The organism is Psychrobacter sp. TS_SC_6 (assembly GCF_056156305.1).
Map to the genome: position 1 here is coordinate 2725468 of NZ_CM149590.1, position 18523 is coordinate 2743990.

The 18523-nt window shown below is 41.8% G+C and carries 19 protein-coding genes; 2 read left to right on the forward strand and 17 right to left on the reverse strand.

Going from position 1 to position 18523, the window contains the following annotated elements:
• Positions 1-345 precede the first annotated feature (345 nt).
• Entirely contained in the window at positions 346-903 is a 558-nt protein-coding gene (locus AC0J5Y_RS11575; protein WP_011514625.1) for a DUF4442 domain-containing protein, read from the forward strand.
• A 236-nt stretch (positions 904-1139) separates the two neighbouring features.
• Here the strand turns inward: AC0J5Y_RS11575 and rplS are convergent, their stop codons facing one another.
• The 4 genes from rplS to rpsP form a co-directional block, all read right to left on the reverse strand.
• Positions 1140-1532 (reverse strand): 50S ribosomal protein L19, encoded by a 393-nt coding sequence (rplS, locus tag AC0J5Y_RS11580; RefSeq protein WP_011281271.1) that lies wholly within the window; start codon positions 1530-1532, stop codon positions 1140-1142.
• Positions 1533-1711: 179 nt separating this feature from the next.
• On the reverse strand, positions 1712-2476 hold the full coding sequence (gene trmD, locus AC0J5Y_RS11585) for a tRNA (guanosine(37)-N1)-methyltransferase TrmD (RefSeq protein WP_475130822.1): 765 nt from the start codon (positions 2474-2476) through the stop codon (positions 1712-1714).
• Positions 2477-2592: 116 nt separating this feature from the next.
• The gene (rimM, locus tag AC0J5Y_RS11590; protein WP_475130823.1) at positions 2593-3126 is read right to left on the reverse strand and encodes a ribosome maturation factor RimM; all 534 of its coding nucleotides are present in this window, start codon (positions 3124-3126) and stop codon (positions 2593-2595) included.
• Between the two features lie 179 nt (positions 3127-3305).
• Positions 3306-3575, reverse strand: coding sequence for a 30S ribosomal protein S16 (rpsP, locus tag AC0J5Y_RS11595; RefSeq protein ID WP_011281274.1), 270 nt, complete (start codon positions 3573-3575; stop codon positions 3306-3308).
• Between the two features lie 296 nt (positions 3576-3871).
• Between rpsP and AC0J5Y_RS11600 the strand changes: the two genes are divergently transcribed.
• A complete protein-coding gene (locus AC0J5Y_RS11600) occupies positions 3872-5341 on the forward strand; it encodes an ATP-binding protein (RefSeq protein WP_475130824.1) in 1470 nt (489 codons plus the stop codon).
• 124 nt (positions 5342-5465) lie between these two features.
• Here AC0J5Y_RS11600 and AC0J5Y_RS11605 read toward each other — a convergent pair whose 3' ends face one another.
• The 13 genes from AC0J5Y_RS11605 to AC0J5Y_RS11665 all read right to left on the reverse strand — a co-directional run bounded on the left by AC0J5Y_RS11605 (position 5466) and on the right by AC0J5Y_RS11665 (position 18435).
• Positions 5466-5642, reverse strand: coding sequence for a hypothetical protein (locus AC0J5Y_RS11605; RefSeq protein WP_475130825.1), 177 nt, complete (start codon positions 5640-5642; stop codon positions 5466-5468).
• Between the two features lie 177 nt (positions 5643-5819).
• Complete coding sequence (locus tag AC0J5Y_RS11610; RefSeq protein ID WP_475130826.1) at positions 5820-7505, reverse strand: ATP-binding protein; 1686 nt, start codon at positions 7503-7505, stop codon at positions 5820-5822.
• A gap of 251 nt (positions 7506-7756) precedes the next feature.
• Positions 7757-8473: a response regulator gene (locus AC0J5Y_RS11615; RefSeq protein ID WP_020444432.1), complete on the reverse strand. Its 717-nt coding sequence runs from the start codon at positions 8471-8473 to the stop codon at positions 7757-7759.
• Between the two features lie 530 nt (positions 8474-9003).
• Positions 9004-9420: a F0F1 ATP synthase subunit epsilon gene (locus AC0J5Y_RS11620; protein ID WP_475130827.1), complete on the reverse strand. Its 417-nt coding sequence runs from the start codon at positions 9418-9420 to the stop codon at positions 9004-9006.
• A 115-nt stretch (positions 9421-9535) separates the two neighbouring features.
• Entirely contained in the window at positions 9536-10969 is a 1434-nt protein-coding gene (gene atpD / locus AC0J5Y_RS11625) for a F0F1 ATP synthase subunit beta (RefSeq protein ID WP_475130828.1), read from the reverse strand.
• Positions 10970-11019: 50 nt separating this feature from the next.
• Complete coding sequence (gene atpG, locus AC0J5Y_RS11630; protein WP_475130829.1) at positions 11020-11901, reverse strand: F0F1 ATP synthase subunit gamma; 882 nt, start codon at positions 11899-11901, stop codon at positions 11020-11022.
• A 261-nt stretch (positions 11902-12162) separates the two neighbouring features.
• The gene (atpA, locus tag AC0J5Y_RS11635) at positions 12163-13707 is read right to left on the reverse strand and encodes a F0F1 ATP synthase subunit alpha (RefSeq protein WP_475130830.1); all 1545 of its coding nucleotides are present in this window, start codon (positions 13705-13707) and stop codon (positions 12163-12165) included.
• A 91-nt stretch (positions 13708-13798) separates the two neighbouring features.
• Positions 13799-14422 (reverse strand): F0F1 ATP synthase subunit delta, encoded by a 624-nt coding sequence (locus AC0J5Y_RS11640; RefSeq protein WP_475130831.1) that lies wholly within the window; start codon positions 14420-14422, stop codon positions 13799-13801.
• Positions 14423-14435: 13 nt separating this feature from the next.
• Positions 14436-14906 (reverse strand): F0F1 ATP synthase subunit B, encoded by a 471-nt coding sequence (locus tag AC0J5Y_RS11645; protein WP_475130832.1) that lies wholly within the window; start codon positions 14904-14906, stop codon positions 14436-14438.
• A 117-nt stretch (positions 14907-15023) separates the two neighbouring features.
• Complete coding sequence (gene atpE / locus AC0J5Y_RS11650) at positions 15024-15272, reverse strand: F0F1 ATP synthase subunit C (RefSeq protein WP_105244316.1); 249 nt, start codon at positions 15270-15272, stop codon at positions 15024-15026.
• Positions 15273-15311: 39 nt separating this feature from the next.
• A complete protein-coding gene (gene atpB / locus AC0J5Y_RS11655; protein ID WP_475130833.1) occupies positions 15312-16178 on the reverse strand; it encodes a F0F1 ATP synthase subunit A in 867 nt (288 codons plus the stop codon).
• A gap of 681 nt (positions 16179-16859) precedes the next feature.
• The gene (locus AC0J5Y_RS11660; RefSeq protein WP_475130834.1) at positions 16860-17258 is read right to left on the reverse strand and encodes an ATP synthase subunit I; all 399 of its coding nucleotides are present in this window, start codon (positions 17256-17258) and stop codon (positions 16860-16862) included.
• A gap of 295 nt (positions 17259-17553) precedes the next feature.
• Positions 17554-18435, reverse strand: coding sequence for a metal ABC transporter solute-binding protein, Zn/Mn family (locus tag AC0J5Y_RS11665; protein WP_475130835.1), 882 nt, complete (start codon positions 18433-18435; stop codon positions 17554-17556).
• Between the last annotated feature and the right edge of the window lie 88 nt (positions 18436-18523).

An 18523-nucleotide genomic window follows, 5' to 3' on the forward strand; every position in this document is an offset into this window, starting at 1 on the left:
ACTTTAGAACGCGAATTTATAACGATTCGAATGTACTATAAATATAGCAGGAATTAAGAACATAAAGTTTCATTTTAAAATAAATACAAACTTATTAACTACTTAGCTGCTAATAAAATAGTAGATTGTAGTCATTATGATCATAGTTCTTATAATTAATAATACGTTATCGCACATAAACAATCTACCATCACACATAGACAAAAAACAAAGCGCTAAGATTTGAATGAAGTTACGCTTTAGCTCTAGCGCCTTTACAAGTTTTTCACTATGATAAATACCTTTTTACCCATAACGATTGAATAATAGCAGTCTAAAAATCAAGAAGTACCCTAGGATAAGTTTATGAGTTTACTACCCAAAAATCTTGAGACGCTAAAACGTAACGCTAAAAAAAATATTATGCCATTGCTGACGCCTTATCTGCTCAAGCTACGTATCAACACTTATGCACCTTATATCGGTGCCGGCATCAAGATTGAGCACATAAACCTTGACCAAGGTTTATGTGTGGTCAATATGGGACTAAATAGTTTAAATAAGAACATTGTAGGGACACAGTTTGGCGGCAGCTTATATTCAATGGTTGATCCATTTTATATGCTCATGCTCATGCATCAACTGGGTAGCAGTTACGTCGTCTGGGATAAAAGCTCACATATTGAATTTATCGCGCCGGGCAATAGCAAAGTCACTGCTCGCATGAAAATCCCTAGCAGTGAGATTAAAGCCATTCAAGAGCTGGCAAAAGAGGGTGAACCCGTCTTTCGTGAATACCAAGTAGATATCGTGGACGATCAGCAAAAGATCATCGCTATCGTCACCAAGACGCTATACATACGCTTGCGTAAGTACAGCAAATCTAAAGACCAAAACAGCCGTATTGAAAATCTCGATGATTAAACGCAATGTTTAAAGCCTTCATTTAAGTCTGGAATTTAAAGCGCCAGAAACAAAAACCCCAATCTGGCATTCGCACAGATTGGGGTTTTGTCTTTTTTGGTATGACCCGCTTATTTATATGATAAACCTATGAATAAGGGCTTGTATCTGCTTCTTTATTACCGAATCGCATAATAGACGGCTCAGTAATAAAGCAATATTAAGCACAATGCTTAAAACCAGATACTGGATATAATCTAAGCGTCAGCTTTTGGCTTAACAACTTTAGGTGCACGCGGAGCAAGCTTCTCGCGGATACGTGCTGATTTACCAGAGCGCTCACGTAAGTAGTATAGTTTCGCACGGCGAACAGCGCCACGGCGTTTCACTTCAATGCTATCGATGATTGGTGAATGCAATTGGAATGCACGCTCAACACCAACGCCGCTTGAGATTTTACGTACGGTAAACGCTGAGTTTAAACCGCGGTTACGCTTAGCAATTACAACGCCTTCGAAAGCCTGTAAACGCTCACGCTCACCTTCACGTACTTTTACTTGAACCACAACGGTATCGCCGGGTGCAAAGCTTGGGCGCTCAATCAATTGAGCATTTTCGATGACCTGAACCAATGGATGCTTGTTGCTCATGAGAGTTATCTCCTCACATTAGATAATAGAGGCTTGACGCATATCACCTGTTTGTAATAATGGATCGTATCTTTTTAATGAGACACAACGTAAGTGGGTTATGACAAACGGCCATTATGCTATGACTCGTTTTGTTGTTGCTCAAAATTTTATTACTTAACTATTTATCTTTTTAACCGCTATTTTTTATCAACTTTTGCTAATGCCTTTAGCCACTTTGCTTGCGTGACCGTTGGGGTAAACGCCTGCCATAAGTCTGGACGACGCGCTTGCGTACGTTCGACTTGCTGACGAAAGCGCCACTCAGCGATATTGGCATGATGACCTGAAAGTAACACTTCAGGCACTGACATACCCGCAAACTCATGCGGCTTGGTATAGTGTGGACAATCAAGCAAGCCATCGACAAACGAGTCTTGCTCAGCTGACTTGTCATCGCCCATAATATCTGGCAAACGACGTATCACACTATCCATCAGCACCATTGCTGGTAGCTCACCACCGGTAAGCACGTAATCACCAAGTGATATTTCCCTATCGACATACTGTGACAGTAAGCGCTCATCAATGCCTTCGTAACGACCGCATAATATAATCATGCCATCATACTCAGTCATATCGACCACACTACTTTCACTCAGCGTCTGCCCTTGTGGCGACATATAAATCACCGGACAATGCGCTTTGTCGACGCGGCAACCATACTGACTGGCGCGCAGGCGCGCATTCTCAATGGCTTGTGATAATGGCTCAGCCATCATCACCATGCCAGGACCGCCACCATACGGGCGTTCATCAATACGGCGATAATTATCACTGGTAAAATCACGCGGGTTAATGCATTCAATCGTTACTTGCTTCTGAGTGACTGCCCGACCTGTGATTCCAAATTCACGAATCGTGGCAAACATTTCAGGAAAAATACTAATAACGGCAAAATACATCAGATGTCTACTTGCGCAGGGGCTAATATTGGCTAAATAAATCGGTATTATTACTAACAATCTTAAGCGATAAAGTTAAAGCTTATACCACTAAAGCTTGTTTTAATAATCGCTTGTCAATAGTCACTTGGCCATGCCACTAGCACTGTCTTTCCAGTCAGATCGACTTTCACTACAGTTTGCTTATGCCATGGAATCAGACGCTCTTCTTTATCCAAGCTGTCTGAAGTTGCCGCAACCCGCATGATAGCATGGGCGCCAGTCTCAAACATCTCAGTAATATCGCCTAGATACTCATTCTGCTCGTTCATCACGCGCAGAGTAACCAAATCCGACCAATAGTATTCATCTTCAGCAGGTTCTGGCAAGATGTCTTGCTCAACCCAAAGAGTTACCCCATTCATGGTCTCAGCAATATTGCGATCAGGAATCTGCTCAAACTGAGCTACAATTCCTGTGCCTTGCTCACGCCAAGCCTTTACTGTCAAAGGTTTCATACCGGTAGCGGTTTTCATCCACCAAGGCTTGATATCAAATATCGCCGTACGATCGTCTGTTTCACTAAATACCCAAAGCCAACCTTTGATGCCATAAGGCTTTTTGAGCTGACCAATTTTCATAAGGGCACTAGCGTTTGGAGCAGAAGACATAACAGCTAACCTAACAATGATAAAAACAACGATGATAAATAAAAAGCCATTAAATACGATAAACGTCGTCAAAAGCGATAAACAGTTAATGGCGTACCCTGGTTAGACCAGTTACGCTAGGTATTCTTAAGCCAACTGATGGATGCATAAATGCACTATCAGTCTATTGTAGCCAAAACTTAAGCAGTAGCTTCAGTTTGAGCAGCAGACTTATTATAAGCTTTTGCTAATGAAGCAACGCGATCAGAAGGTTGTGCACCTTTTGCGACCCACGCATTATACGCTTCCATGTTTAAGCGCACTGCTTCTTCAGAATCTTTAGCGAGTGGGTTAAAAAAGCCGATGTTTTCAATATAGCGACCGTCACGCGCGCGGCGTTGATCAGCAACAACTACTTGATAAAATGGGCGTTTCTTGGCACCGCCCCGTGCTAAACGAATAACAACCATGTGAATTCTCTCTTTCGCAGGTATACCAAAAAGGGCATAATTATACCACAGTCTTATTTTATTGAAAACATAAACTGCGCTTATTTAATTATTTATTAACAATAGCTTAAATCGTCATGACTGTAAATAAGATTCATCATTCACGCTGCTAATATAATGGATACTCCTCTATCACATGGCTTTATCTTAAGCGGATGATACTGCTAGCGTTGTCGATGAAAGCTGGCAGCATTATTAATGGGTTATGCTATCCTAGCAATAGCATCTGTCACTGCCTCATTATAATTTGGATTCCTATGACCACGCCAAACCCACCATTGCCTCATAAAAGCTGGTTACCCCGTTCTTACTCTAATAGTCTGCTAACCACTCTAATGGTGGCTTTTATTGTTCTCATTAGCGTCGGGGTATCAATTTTGTTTTTTTGGCGCAGTCTATATTTACCTGAGCTCAAAAGCCATGCGCGCTATTTGACCAGCGAGCTTCGACTGATGAACAGCGCCAACCGAGACTGGCGGGACAATCCTGAAGTTCGTCAGTGGATTTATCAGCACTCACATGTAGTAGTGGTGGATAATCCAAGTGACTTTCCAGAGGTTGCGGACAAAGCTTTTGTCAGTGTTTTTACGGATGTGTTACAGCGAGAAATCAGCGCACAATTGGGGCGACCAGTTGAAGTATACTTTAAATTTAAACCAACCCCTCAGCTTTGGGTACAAGACAGTCGTGATAGCAGTTTTTGGATACGCGAACCTGTGGTTTATTATTCGCAGTACAGCCCTACTTTATTGATCTTGTTTTTGTTTGGGCTACCCATTTTGACCTTGCTAACCATTATTTTATTAGCCCGTCAATTAAATCGTCCGTTGCGTTATCTTCAACGTGCTGCTACCAACTATATTCAGTTGGGACATGCAACAACGCTGCCGACCCGTCATGGTCCTACTGAAATTCGTCAGGTAAATATGGCCTTTAATCGGCTGTTTACTACCCTCAATCAAGCACAAAAAGAGCGCACGATTATGTTAGCTGGCATCTCACACGATCTGCGTACCCCGCTGACTCGTATGCGCTTAACTGCTGAAATGCTGCCCGATGATTTTTTTCGTGAAGGGTTGATTTACGATATTGAAGATATGGATGCTATTTTAGAACAATTTATCTCGTTTATGAAAGATGGCTCCGATGAGCCTGTACGCCTTACCAATTTAGATACCATATTTAATGAGATTATGGTGCAATTTGCGCCACTAGAGTTTATTTATCAGTCAGAATGCAGCAAGCTTGTGCCCGTACGTCCTATGTCGATTAAGCGCCTGATTATCAATCTGGTGAATAATGCTAAGCGTTATGGTGAGCCGCCTATTTATCTGTCTGCTGTTGTCATGCCAACCTTTGTAGAAAAAGAGGTAATAGAATATAGCGATGTTGTGACTGAAAATACAGTCAATAAAGAAGCAAAAGAGCAGTTGATTATATGTGTGCGTGACTGCGGCGATGGGGTGGCAGAAGACCAACTCGAGCGTGTCATGCAGCCGTTTGAGCGTGGCGAATCAGCGCGTACCACTCAGGGTAGTGGACTCGGCTTGGCGATTGTTGACCGTATCGCACGCTTGCATCATGGAACAGTTGAGGCTATTAATCATCCAGATGGTGGTCTGCAAGTCTGTATTCGCATCCCTCTCATCTCAGAAGTTGCCGGAGAGCAGCCTTTGGATGTCAATCCCGCTACAAAGCCATTTATTGCGACATTTGATACTAAATAAAATAAATACCTTATTTTATAGGGCGAGACTGGGACGAATTTTTCTCCCTTGCTCACTTTTATATTGAACTGATCATGATAGTATCAATCAATAATACTAAAAACTTCAACGGTTATAAAACTTATTACTTGCTGCCAATAACTGGCGGAATATACTCAGCACTATTAGTAAAGGCTAAAGGCTGGGTAATCTCATCCTGCGCTACCTTTATCGTCTGAGTAGTACTTGGCTGCTGTAAGAATAAATAATATCCTAGTGTCACAGCATTTAATATCACCAAACCCCCGAATAAATACGGCATCCTTTGCCCTCCTCCATTAAAGACTAAATAACCGCAATAAATAACTTATTAGCATTATTTATGATCAGTTAGAAATAACATAGCTACAAGTGAAATACTATTTCGATAGGCGTTTTGATACCTTTATAAAAGCTATCTTAACAGCACTGTCTTATTCCAAAATTATATTAAAGATGCTTATGCATCAAATTCACGCTCACTCTTATCTTGGGTTAATTCATCGGCTGCTAGAATTTGTGTCAGTGGCTTGATAGGCCAAGTCATCACAAACCGCGCGCCTCCAAGATCTCGGCTCTCATCAACATTCATACGACCATTAAACCAAAAAGCAATGCGTGATACGATAGACAAGCCCAAACCGTAGCCACCTGACGCACGTGTGCGACTGTCATCCAAACGCGAGAATGGAATAAAGACTTTTTCTCGATCAGCTTCTGGAATACCATGACCATCATCTTCAACACTGACAAAGGCATTGCCCTTTTTGACCCCAGCACTAATGATAATCGTAGTCTCTGCATAACGCAAAGCATTACCAGCCAAGTTCTGAATCACGCGGTGTAAGTAGCGTCTATCTGCTATTGCTTCTACTTTAGCATTTGGCAGTTTGGTGACAATTTTAATCGGTTTACCCAGGGCATTGGTTTCACGCTCAATCTGCTCAAGCAGTTCTCGAAGATTGACTGGTTCCAAATCTAACTTAGGCGAGCCTTCTTCAAGTTTCGCATAGGTTAGAATTTCATCAATCAAGCCATTAAGCGCTTCGATATCTTCATCAATAAAGTCACGCTGCATAAAACGCGAATCTTCATCATCAGTATCTGCCAGCATATCAACAGCAAAGCGAATACGTGCAACGGGCGTCCGTAGCTCATGTGACACCGCTCGCGTTAGCTCTCGCTGCGACTCAATCAAACGCTTAATATGAGACGTCATGGCATTAAAGGTCGCAGCTAAACGGGCGATTTCATCTTGACCAATCACTTGTACTTGACTTTCAAGATTACCTTTACTGACCTCATTTACCCCGACCTGTATCAGTTGTAACTTGCGCTCAAGCGGGAAAATCAGTGCATACACACCCAAACTAATTAAAAACATACTGATCAAAATCATACTGACGATCAAGTTTAGTGGGAACCAATTAAACAAAGGTACTGGACCGATCAAAATTGCCATATCACTAATTTCAGACGGCACAATGACTTTAATAGATGAGTTACTTTTACTGGTATTGGTATCTTGTAATAAGATAACCACCTCATCACGACGCAAGCGCGCCATCTGATCAGGATCTAAGTCGAGCGCCGTTACAGCTTTAAATGCTAAAGGGAATGAAAACTTTTCTTCTAACTGCGCCAAACGTGCACGTTTATCAGACAAAGTAATATAATAGGACAAATCATCTAGCAAAAAAACAGCAATGGCTCTGACTTGCTGTTCGGTCACTTGTGAGATGCGCGCAGTCAAAACACCTTGATTATCTGGTAGGCGATAATAGACATCAGCAGTGGCCAGTTGGCTCATATAGCGTACAACCGTGTTTTCTTTCTCAAAACGGCGCAGCTCGCTGGCATTAAAATCTACCTCATCGATAGACACGATCTTAAATTCTGAGCCAAACAAACTACTGGCATCAGACAACCAATAATCACGTTGCGCCTCGCTTTCTTGGTGAGCCAAACCCTCACTGACGATATGAAACGCTCCGGTCGCCATATTTTCTCGATAAGATTGCACACGCTCTTTATTGATCGTATCCATCAATAATTGGGCAAATAAAGCCACACATAAGCAGACTATCAATAAACCTGCATAAATACGAACAAAAATACTGTGTTTAAGAGAAGAGACTAATGACATACGTGCTGTGACCAACCTGATGAATAAAAGTTATGGATAGAAGGATCCCTATCCTAACGAATATAGGATAATATTTGCTACGTTATTTATCAAATGGTGATTAAACTGGATATAAAATTACCGCTTAATTAAACCACATAACGCAGCAATTAAGGTTAAAAACTTAATATTTAGACCCTAAAAAACCAGCTTTACGCTGGTTTTTTATTGCATAACGATGAAAAATCAAGACTTATAGCAAAAGTCGACGATTAGTTGCCTTCTTTTACGAATAGATAGCCTTTACTACGTACGGTTTTGATACGTTTCGGATTTTCTGGATCGTCACCAATTTTTGGACGGATACGTGAGATACGGACGTCAATGGATCGATCTTGACCATCATACTCAATACCACGTAGACGCTCAAAGATATCTTCACGTGACAAGATACGTCCAGCATTAGAAGCAAGCAACCATAGTAAGTCATATTCTGCACTGGTAAAATCTACTAACTCATCACCTAGATTCACTGAACGACCACCATTATCGATAACCAATTCACCAAACTCTAGGCGCTGCGGCACATCTTCTGACGGGGCGTTTTCTGAACGGCGTAATAACGCGCGAATACGCGCTAATAAAACACGTGGTTGAGCAGGTTTGGCGACATAATCATCTGCACCCATCTCAAGACCCAATACTTGATCCATATCCTCTGTGCGTGCAGTCAGCATCAAGATAGGGTTTTGGTAATGTGGACGTACTTCGCGGCAGACTGTCAAGCCATCACTACCTGGAAGCATGACATCAAGTACAACCAAATCTGGCTGCTCATTGACAATACGACGAATGGCGCGATTACCATCCGTTTCAATCGCCACTTCTAGACCGTTTTTGACCAAATAATCTTGGGTCAACATGGCCAGACGCTCATCGTCCTCAACAATCAAAATTCGGGGGGTGTTGTCATCATCATTCGTTGTCATTGTTATATCCTCTAATACATCTCATTTAAAAGTAGTCAAAATAAGAGCAGTAAAATGAATAGCACTACAAAATAGTGCAACTGCTGTTTATATAGCTGTTACAAACTTGGCAGCACAGTATACTATTAATCCTGCAGCTTCCTATACTATAGCTTATAGTCGTTAACAAAATCTATAAACTACGACTATTAAAACTTTATTTTACATGCAAAAATCATACCGTTTACCGTACTCAAAAAGAATCAAATAACTTTATTTTCTCATAACTATTTGGCTATGTTTAAAGCTTTCAGTCATAAGTCTGAGCATTAAGTAAAGCGCATAAAACAGCTCAACTCTATAAGTTAGCAAACTATTTTCCAACCCTTAATATAACCATATATTGCCATTGTTGCTAGCTGCTTTTTGGCTAAAACTTAAAAACCGTCACTATTCAATAAAACCAACAACCATAAAAAAACAGCCCATAAAGGACTGTTTTTTTATCAATGCTTACAAGAGTAAATATTTATCCTCACAAGCAAAAAGTATTAAGCACGGTTTTTGTACTTACGGATGGTCTGTAGCTGGGCAACAGATTCCGCTAATGACGCCAAGGCAGCATTAGTTTGTACGGTATCAGACTGGTTGACCAGCATTTGCTCCGCTTTCTTACGTGCTTCAACGATTTTACTTTCGTCAAGGTTATCTGCACGCATGGCAGTATCAGCAAGTACGGTGACCATTTTTGGCTGTACTTCTAGTACGCCACCTGAGACGTAAATTACTTCTTCTTCGCCATTTGGCGTTTGTACACGCATTGTACCTGGCTTAAGCAAAGTAATAAGCGGAGTGTGACCTGGCAATATACCAATCTCGCCTTCGGTACCACTAGCTATTAACATGCTAATTTCGCCTGAATACAACTCTTCACGAGCACTTACGACGCGACATTGTAACGTTGCCATACTTAATTCCTTACCATTAAAGCGCGATCAAAAAAACAGTAAAAACTGCAATGCGTTACCAAAAAGTAGATATAAAGTTTTATTATACCTACTTTTTAGCGAATACTAATACTACTTACGCAGCAGAAGACTTCATTTTTTCAGCTTTAGCAACAACTTCGTCAATACCGCCAGCCATATAGAAGGCTTGTTCTGGTAAGCTGTCATATTCACCTGCGATGATTGCTTTGAAACTAGCAATGGTATCGCGTAGTGGGACATATTTGCCAGGTGCACCAGTGAATACTTCAGCAACATGGAATGGCTGTGATAAGAAGCGCTGGATTTTACGAGCACGATAAACGACCAGCTTATCTTCTTCTGATAACTCATCCATACCCAAAATCGCGATGATGTCTTTCAGCTCTTTATAGCGCTGTAGAACTTCCTGAACACCACGAGCAACATTGTAATGCTCTTCACCGATAACCAATGGATCAAGCTGACGTGAGGTAGAATCTAGTGGATCAACCGCAGGATAGATACCTTGTGAGGCGATATCACGGCTTAGTACCACAGTTGCATCTAAGTGAGCAAAGGTAGTCGCAGGTGATGGATCCGTCAAATCATCCGCAGGTACATAGACTGCTTGTACAGAAGTAATAGAACCTGATTGCGTAGAAGTAATACGCTCTTGGAGCATACCCATTTCTTCAGCAAGTGTTGGCTGATAACCAACTGCTGATGGCATACGACCAAGCAATGCTGATACTTCAGTACCGGCTAGCGTATAACGGTAAATGTTATCAACGAATAGCAATACGTCACGACCTTTGCCAGTAGCAGGATCTTTAGTATCACGGAAGTATTCAGCCATGGTCAAACCAGACAGAGCAACACGTAGTCGGTTACCCGGTGGCTCATTCATCTGACCGTATACCATCGCAACTTTAGATTTGCTAAAGTCTTCAGTGTTGACAACGCCAGCTTCTTGCATTTCGTGATAGAAGTCATTCCCTTCACGCGTACGCTCACCAACACCAGCAAATACTGATAGACCTTCGTGCTTAAGCGCGATGTTGTTAATCAGTTCCATCATGTTGACGGTTTTACCAACACCAGCGCCACCAAACAAACCAACTTTACCACCTTTAGCAAACGGACAAAGTAAATCGATTACTTTAATGCCAGTCTCTAACAGCTCAGTACTGTTTGATTGTTCTGCATAGCTTGGCGCTTCACGGTGAATTGACCAGCGCTCAGATGCTTCTACTGGACCTTCTTCATCGATAGGACGACCAAGTACATCCATGATGCGACCTAGCGTACCGATACCAACTGGCACAGAAATTGGGCCACCAGTATTGGTAACTGGAAGGTTACGCTTGAGTCCTTCAGTAGAACCCATAGCAATCGTACGTACGATGCCATCACCCAGCTGTTGCTGTACTTCTAAAGTAGTTTCGGTGCCATCAACTAGCAAAGCATCAAAAATTTGAGGAACTTCGTTACGGTTAAACTCAACGTCAAGAACCGCGCCAATAATCTGTACAATACGACCGCTACTCATTGCGTTCTCCTGGAAATTCTGTATATATTGGGTTTTATAAAAGGTTTCAATTATGAAACAGCAGCAGCACCGCCAACGATTTCCGATATTTCTCGAGTAATCGCCGCTTGACGCAGCTTGTTATAAACCAACTGTAAATCGTTAATTAGGTCGCCAGCATTATCTGTCGCCGCTTTCATCGCAACCATACGTGAGGACTGCTCAGAGGCAATATTTTCCATTACCGCTTGATAGACGATAGACTCAATGTAACGTCCAAGCAATTCATCAATCAGTGTTTTGATATCAGGCTCGTAGATATAATCCCAGCTAAGTTCAGTCTGAATGCCACTCTCTTCTTCACCAAACGCACTCTCTGGTAAAGGCACCAACTGATTGACCGTTGGCTTTTGGGTCATTGCATTGACAAACTTATTATAAACCACATAGATGCGGTCTATTTTACCGTTAGTATAATCGTCAAGCATCGCTTGAACTGGCGCATTTATCTGCTCAAAAGTAGGTTTATCACCATAATCAGTTACGGCTGAGGTGACTTTACCACCAAAGCTTTTAAAGAAGCTGACACCTTTAGAGCCAATGACAGCAAATTCAGCTTGTACAGACTGCTCTTGGTATTTCTGAATATTCTTAGATAAGGCTTTGAATAAGTTGATATTCAAACCACCCGCTAGACCACGGTCAGATGTGATGACAATATAGCCAACTCTATTGACTGGACGGCTTACCATATACGGATGTTTATAATCGGATGAGGCATGCACCAAATGCGAAATAACCCGGCGCATACTATCAGCATACGGGCGACCCACTTCCATGCGCTCTTGAGCACGGCGCATTTTACTAGCGGCTACCATTTGCATAGCACGAGTAATTTTCTGGGTGCTTTGAATACTGGTGACTTTGGCACGTATTTCTTTTAAGTTTGCCATAATGATTCCAATATAAGAGGGTTAAAAAAGCATTGGCGCTTGCAACAATATTTCAATATAAAATGGTATTCTCATTAACAATGTACAATTTAGCATTGCATCATTGTTTGAATGTTTCAATATATTGTAGCATGACGCAACCATCTACCATATGTTGTGACTAAAGTGGCGCTGCTGTCTTAATAAAAAGCTTATCAGACAACGCGCCACTCCATAAGCTCTAACACTAAAGCCACAACAAAACTGGCTTAACCCGTTAAATTAATAACTGTGATTTTGTTTAAAAGTCTCTAAAGACGACTTTAAACGACCTGCGATATCATCGTTATAATTCGCAGTGTCATCAATCTCTTTCATTAAGTCAGCTTGTTCATCATGCATATAACGTAAGTAAGCTTCTTCAAAAGAACCGATTTTTTCAACTGGTACGTCTGCTAAGAAACCTTCGTTTGACGCATAGATAACAGCGGCTTGCTCAGAGATTGACATTGGCTGATACTGTTTTTGCTTCATCAGTTCAGTCACACGCTCACCGTGGTCAAGCTGTTCACGAGTCACATCATCAAGATCTGATGCAAACTGAGCGAATGCTGCAAGTTCACGATACTGAGCAAGTGCGGTACGGATACCACCAGATAGCTTTTTGATAATTTTAGTCTGAGCCGCACCACCAACACGTGATACCGAAATACCAGCGTTCACAGCCGGACGGATACCTGAGTTGAATAGGCTTGATTCTAAGAAGATCTGACCATCAGTGATTGAAATCACGTTGGTTGGTACGAATGCAGAGACGTCACCTGCTTGAGTTTCGATAATCGGTAGCGCGGTTAAAGAACCCGTTTTACCAACCACTTCACCATTGGTGAATTTTTCTACGTACGCCGCGTTTACGCGTGATGCACGCTCAAGTAAACGTGAGTGTAAATAGAATACATCACCAGGATACGCTTCACGACCTGGCGGACGACGTAATAGTAGTGAGATTTGACGATACGCGACTGCTTGCTTTGATAAGTCATCAAATACAATCAGTGCGTCTTCGCCGCGGTCACGGAAGTATTCGCCCATCGTACAACCTGAGTACGGTGCGATGTACTGTAATGCTGCTGGCTCTGACGCTGATGCAACCACAACCGTGGTATATTCTAGGGCACCAGTTTGCTCAAGCTTACGTACGACGTTGGCAATGGTAGAACGTTTCTGACCGATAGCTACGTATACACACTTAATGCCAGAGGCTTTCTGTGCGATGATCGCATCGATAGCCATCGCTGTTTTACCAGTCTGACGGTCACCAATGATAAGCTCACGCTGACCACGACCAATTGGAATCATAGTATCAACGGCTTTATAACCCGTCATTACTGGCTGATCAACTGACTGACGATCGATAACACCTGGGGCGATCTTCTCAACTTTGTCAGTCATTTTGGCATTAATAGGACCTTTGCCATCAATAGGGTTACCTAAAGCATCAACAACACGACCTAGCAACTCAGGACCTACCGGAACTTCAAGGATACGACCAGTACAATAGGCTTTTTGACCTTCTTGTAGTTTTAGGAAGTCACCCAGTACTACTGCGCCAACAGAATCACGCTCTAAGTTGAGCGCCATTCCGTAGACTTCACCTTCAAACTCAATCATTTCGCCGTACATGGCATCTTCAAGACCATGAATCTGCACGATACCGTCAGATACTTTGACAATCGTGCCTTCATTCTTTGCAGTTGCACCCGCATCAAGGTCTTGAATGCGCTGCTTAATCAGGTTACTGATTTCCGCTGGATTCAATTGTTGCATTGCCTTGTTTCCTTTAATTTATGATAACCCGCCACTGACGTAAATGCTCTTATATCACGCATGCTTGATTAAGCTACGTTAATGATTGGCATTAGGCCGTTAGCTGTGTTTTTAACTGTTGTAACTTGCCGCGCATCGAATCATCAATGACTTTGTCACCGACTTTGATCGTAACGCCTGCCAAAAGACTGGCATCCACCGATTCATGAATCACTACGCTAGCATTTAGCGAAGCAGCAAGACGTGCTTGTAGCATATCACGCTGTTCATCGGTTAATGGATAAGCAGAGGTCACATAAGCGGCAAGCTGCTTTAAGCTTACTGCCTTGTGACGGCGATAATGCTCATAAACTTCAGGAAGCAGCGCCAGACGCTCTTGTTCTGATAACTGTTTAACGAAGTTACTAAATGCTACTGATACTTTTGGATAGCTGGCGTTGCTGTCAGGGCGAACCCCTTTATTTGCATCTAATAACTGCTTAAAAGCAGAATCATTAGCGCTAGCTACTTGTGTATCATAAAGATCGACCAAAGCAGCTGACTTATGCTCAGCAGAAACAGCTGGATTGTCTAGCCAAGTACTGAACGACTTGTCATTGACAACGGTGGCGGCAACAAATAAGAAGTCTTCCCACTCATTTACTGCCCCGTTTTCGTTGGCATAGTCAAACGCGGCTTTAGCGTACGGTCGTGCTAAGGTTGATAAGTCAGCCATTATATCCTCACAATTACAGCTTCGCCGCCAGTTGGTCTAACATGCTGGCATGTTTTTGCACATCGACTTTGTCTTGCAAAATCTTTTCTGCACCAAGTACCGCCAATTCAGCAACTTGGGCACGTAATGATTCACGTGCTTGATTGATTTCTTGGTCGATAGAGGCTTGCGCTTGTTGACGAATGCGCTCGGCTTCCACTTGGGCTTGCGATTTTGCATCTTCAACAAGTTGATTGGCACTTTTATTTGCTTGCTCGATCAAAGCAGCAGCTTTAGTCTTTGCAAGATCAAGCTCCTGCTGTACATCTCGCTCCGCGGTCGCCAAATCTGCTTTTGCTTTTTCTGCGGCATTTAAGCCTTCAGCAATTTTACGCTGACGGTCGTTAATTGCGCCGATAAGTGGTGGCCACACGAATTTCATGCAGAACATCACAAAGATTGCAAAAGCAATGGCTTGACCGATGAGGGTAGAATTGATATTCACGTGATCACCTCTCTGTTAATGAAAAATCAGTTTCATTGAGCATGTCTGGCAGCCAAATTTTGACTACATTTAATAGAAAATACTCACATGCCAAACATGTACAACTGAGCTTTCGGATTAACCTGCTAGAGGGTTAGCGAACAACAATAGCATAGCAATACCAACACCGATCATCGGAATAGCATCAAGAAGACCTGCTACGATGAACATACGAGTTTGCAGCTGTGAACCAAGTTCTGGCTGACGCGCAACGCTTTCTAGGAATTTACCGCCTAAAAGAGCGAAGCCAATACCTGTTGCAAGAGCGCCTGCGCCAATAAGTAATGCAACTGCGATAACTGTGTAACCACCTAATACTGGATCCATTGATATATCCTCTTTACCTATTTATTGATAAGTGTCTAATTAATGTTCAGTTGATGATGCTAGTGACAAATAAATTATCGTCAACATCATAAAAATGAACGCTTGAAGGGTAATAACTAAAATGTGGAATATTGCCCATGGTACTGATAGTGCCCACTGAATCCAAAACGGCATTAAGGCAATCAAAATAAATACTAATTCACCTGCATACATGTTACCGAATAGACGTAAGCCAAGTGATATAGGTTTAGCAATCAAAGTCACTACTTCTAAGATGAAGTTGATAGGAATCAAGACAATCTTTAAAATAATATTATTTGAACTAAATGGATGCAGCGTTAGCTCAGCTAAAAAGCCCCCGATACCTTTTTCCTTGATACTATAGGCAATGATCAAAGCAAATACTGAAAACGCCATGCCCAATGTGACATTAGGATCTGTGGTTGGAACTATTTTAAAGAAAACATGATGGGGATCATGACCCATTGCCGCACCAATTTGACCAGCTAGACCCGGTATAAGGTCAATTGGAATCAAATCCATGAGATTCATCAAGAAGATCCAAACAAAAATAGTCAACGCCAGTGGCGCAATCAATTTTGAGGTTCCACTGTAAGAATCACGAACGTTGTTATCAACAAACTCAACGATCATCTCAACCGCGGCCTGAGTTTTACTTGGTACGCCTGAGGTAACTTTTTTGGCAACCATCCAAAAGATGGTACAGAAAACAATGCCTAGACCAATTGACCATAGCATAGAATCAAGGTGGATAGCTTTAAAGCCCATCAGCCCTGCTTCTTCAGCACTATAGGCAACTTTCCAGCCTTCGCCCGGCAAGTAGCCGTACGTCCAATTCGTTAAGTGGTGAGAGATATATTCTGATGATGTTTGCTCGGATGCCATAATGTAAGCTTCTTATTAATCAACGATTTAATCAACTACCAAAAATATGGTTGTCATCTGATGAGAGTTTAGTATGGCTATCTGCCTTGCAACAAAGCAAGCAAATGACTCATGCTAACACGCTCATATAACCAATAACATCCAACCCATAATTCTATAACTCATGCTGATTTGATAGCGTAAGATGAATTTTAGCTATCAAAAAAAAGGACTTATGATAGTTCAGTAATAGCCCTTTACATGTGTACGCAAAATTCTTATGTATATGTTTACTTATCACTGTGTTTTGACAGTCGACGCTCAATACAGCGCTGTTAACTAAAATATTTAGCTGCATATATTAATGCAGGGTTATATTCGTGTAAAGTCAATTGTGACTTTTTTGTCCGCTGTATGAATAAGTTAGCTGCTAGTGGCGTTTAATGCCATCGCTTCGCATTTATAATTAAATTGTAAGAATTTAATTATAAATAGTAGTAAACGCTCATTTCGCGCTCCCCTACCCGCACATTACTGCACGCTACCTTACATCAAACGCTTATATCACGATAGTTGGTACTGTCCTGAGACAATTATTATGCTTCGACTTTCTAAAATCAGTCATAGAGAAGCTGGACGGCAGGGTGACTTGCTAAGCGCAATGAATACTGTAACTATGTATATAGTTATCATTTATTAACACTAGCGTATATGCCACAACATCCAACTGTGACTAATTTGCATTACCATAAAACCGATAAACAGCGCAGGCGCTGATAGGGGTTGTACGGTAATAAAAATTAGTGCGAAACCAAACACAGTCAATAGCCATTTGGCCACCTGACCCCGATAAAGCTGGCTAACAATATGTAAGCGCGCGCGATAACCGGTATACCAAAAGATAAAAAAGGCAAAGACCACTTGCGTGGTAAAACTTAGCAAGGCACCAATAGCGGTGCTTTTTGCAACGGTTAGCGCACTGTGCAGCCACATCGTATCTACAAACCAAGCAATAATAATAAGGATAAACAGTATCCATGCTTGACGTTTGATATAAATACCAATTTTATCTTTTTGTGTGCGTTTGGCAGGCTTGGTCATCGGTATTCCTATAGCCTTAAACATTTAGATTGTGTCGCTATCTGATATCATCGCGATACAATTATCCGTGAATGGCTCACTCTACAGATATTACCTTTTAACCAAAATTAAACGCCACTTATTATAGGGAGCGAACCCCTTTTAAGCAAGTAAAATATACCTTTTATCAGTCACCTAGCTCAATCATCAAGATTTCAGATATTTAAGCATAGACAACTGGTCTTTTATCGGCACTATATCACAGTCTTTAGGGATTCTTAATTAACAGTTTCAATCACTTATTCTAATAAGTCCATTACGATACGCATTGGCGAATCTGCTGTGCCATCGTTTGCCACCCATTGACAAAGTCTTTACTATTACTCATATCTTCTGCCTGGACGGTATCTTGAACGGGCTGCAACTTGGCAAGTAAACCTTTGGCAGGCGCACTTGGACTGACCAGACACATTCTCTTAGTGGGACGCTGATCGTTAAGCCAGCGTAATTGACTGGCTTTTGGCGCAAGATGATGGTCAGTACTTAGGCTACCAATGAGCTGTAGATTGACGCTATTTTCCATATATTGATATGCATCATGATAAGCCCAGTATGGCAAAGGTTTTTGATTAGCATAACGGTTTGACTCTGCCACTGCTGCATCCATACGTTGGGCAAATTTTTGCGCATTGGCATGATAAAGTTTTTTATATTGCGGATTGGCATGACTATGTATGACGGCAAGCGCTCGAGTAATGTCTTTGGCATTGTCAGGGTCTAGCCAAATATGCGGATCTAACGTGCCAGCGATAGGCTTACCTTTGATATCGCGCAAGGGACGACGCTTAAATGCATCAAATTTAAATAAGGCAATAGAGTTGGGCGCATTGTTCAAGTTTGCTGCCAAATTATTTTCTAGTGACTCACCAAACCAAACTACAAAGGTGCTGTCTTGAATCGCCTTGATATCACCTGGGCTGATGCTACCATGGTGTCCTACATCGCCTGCTTGCAGAATTCTATTGGCTGAGGGCGTCCCATCAGTGACAGCCTCACTGAGTAAAAACATGGGGTAATTGCTCACACTCACGGTTGCGGCTTGAGCGTTTAGCGTCAAAACCCCTAGCACAGTGCTAGCAATGAGTATACGTTTTAATTTCATAACTGGACGTAGTAAACGATTAAAAGCTGAGTTCATAGTTGGTATCTTTGTTATATAGGTGATGAGAAATAAGTGGTGACCGTAGTAGTGTTAAAACATATTATTTGATAAAAACAGAATAGAT

Coding starts and splice junctions, on each gene's coding strand:
- AC0J5Y_RS11575 (WP_011514625.1), top strand. CDS start 346: ATGAGTTTACTACCCAAAAATCTTGAGACGCTAAAACGTAACGCTAAA.
- rplS (WP_011281271.1), bottom strand. CDS start 1,532: ATGAGCAACAAGCATCCATTGGTTCAGGTCATCGAAAATGCTCAATTG.
- trmD (WP_475130822.1), bottom strand. CDS start 2,476: ATGTATTTTGCCGTTATTAGTATTTTTCCTGAAATGTTTGCCACGATT.
- rimM (WP_475130823.1), bottom strand. CDS start 3,126: ATGTCTTCTGCTCCAAACGCTAGTGCCCTTATGAAAATTGGTCAGCTC.
- rpsP (WP_011281274.1), bottom strand. CDS start 3,575: ATGGTTGTTATTCGTTTAGCACGGGGCGGTGCCAAGAAACGCCCATTT.
- AC0J5Y_RS11600 (WP_475130824.1), top strand. CDS start 3,872: ATGACCACGCCAAACCCACCATTGCCTCATAAAAGCTGGTTACCCCGT.
- AC0J5Y_RS11605 (WP_475130825.1), bottom strand. CDS start 5,642: ATGCCGTATTTATTCGGGGGTTTGGTGATATTAAATGCTGTGACACTA.
- AC0J5Y_RS11610 (WP_475130826.1), bottom strand. CDS start 7,505: ATGTCATTAGTCTCTTCTCTTAAACACAGTATTTTTGTTCGTATTTAT.
- AC0J5Y_RS11615 (WP_020444432.1), bottom strand. CDS start 8,473: ATGACAACGAATGATGATGACAACACCCCCCGAATTTTGATTGTTGAG.
- AC0J5Y_RS11620 (WP_475130827.1), bottom strand. CDS start 9,420: ATGGCAACGTTACAATGTCGCGTCGTAAGTGCTCGTGAAGAGTTGTAT.
- atpD (WP_475130828.1), bottom strand. CDS start 10,969: ATGAGTAGCGGTCGTATTGTACAGATTATTGGCGCGGTTCTTGACGTT.
- atpG (WP_475130829.1), bottom strand. CDS start 11,901: ATGGCAAACTTAAAAGAAATACGTGCCAAAGTCACCAGTATTCAAAGC.
- atpA (WP_475130830.1), bottom strand. CDS start 13,707: ATGCAACAATTGAATCCAGCGGAAATCAGTAACCTGATTAAGCAGCGC.
- AC0J5Y_RS11640 (WP_475130831.1), bottom strand. CDS start 14,422: ATGGCTGACTTATCAACCTTAGCACGACCGTACGCTAAAGCCGCGTTT.
- atpE (WP_105244316.1), bottom strand. CDS start 15,272: ATGGATCCAGTATTAGGTGGTTACACAGTTATCGCAGTTGCATTACTT.
- atpB (WP_475130833.1), bottom strand. CDS start 16,178: ATGGCATCCGAGCAAACATCATCAGAATATATCTCTCACCACTTAACG.
- AC0J5Y_RS11660 (WP_475130834.1), bottom strand. CDS start 17,258: ATGACCAAGCCTGCCAAACGCACACAAAAAGATAAAATTGGTATTTAT.
- AC0J5Y_RS11665 (WP_475130835.1), bottom strand. CDS start 18,435: ATGAACTCAGCTTTTAATCGTTTACTACGTCCAGTTATGAAATTAAAA.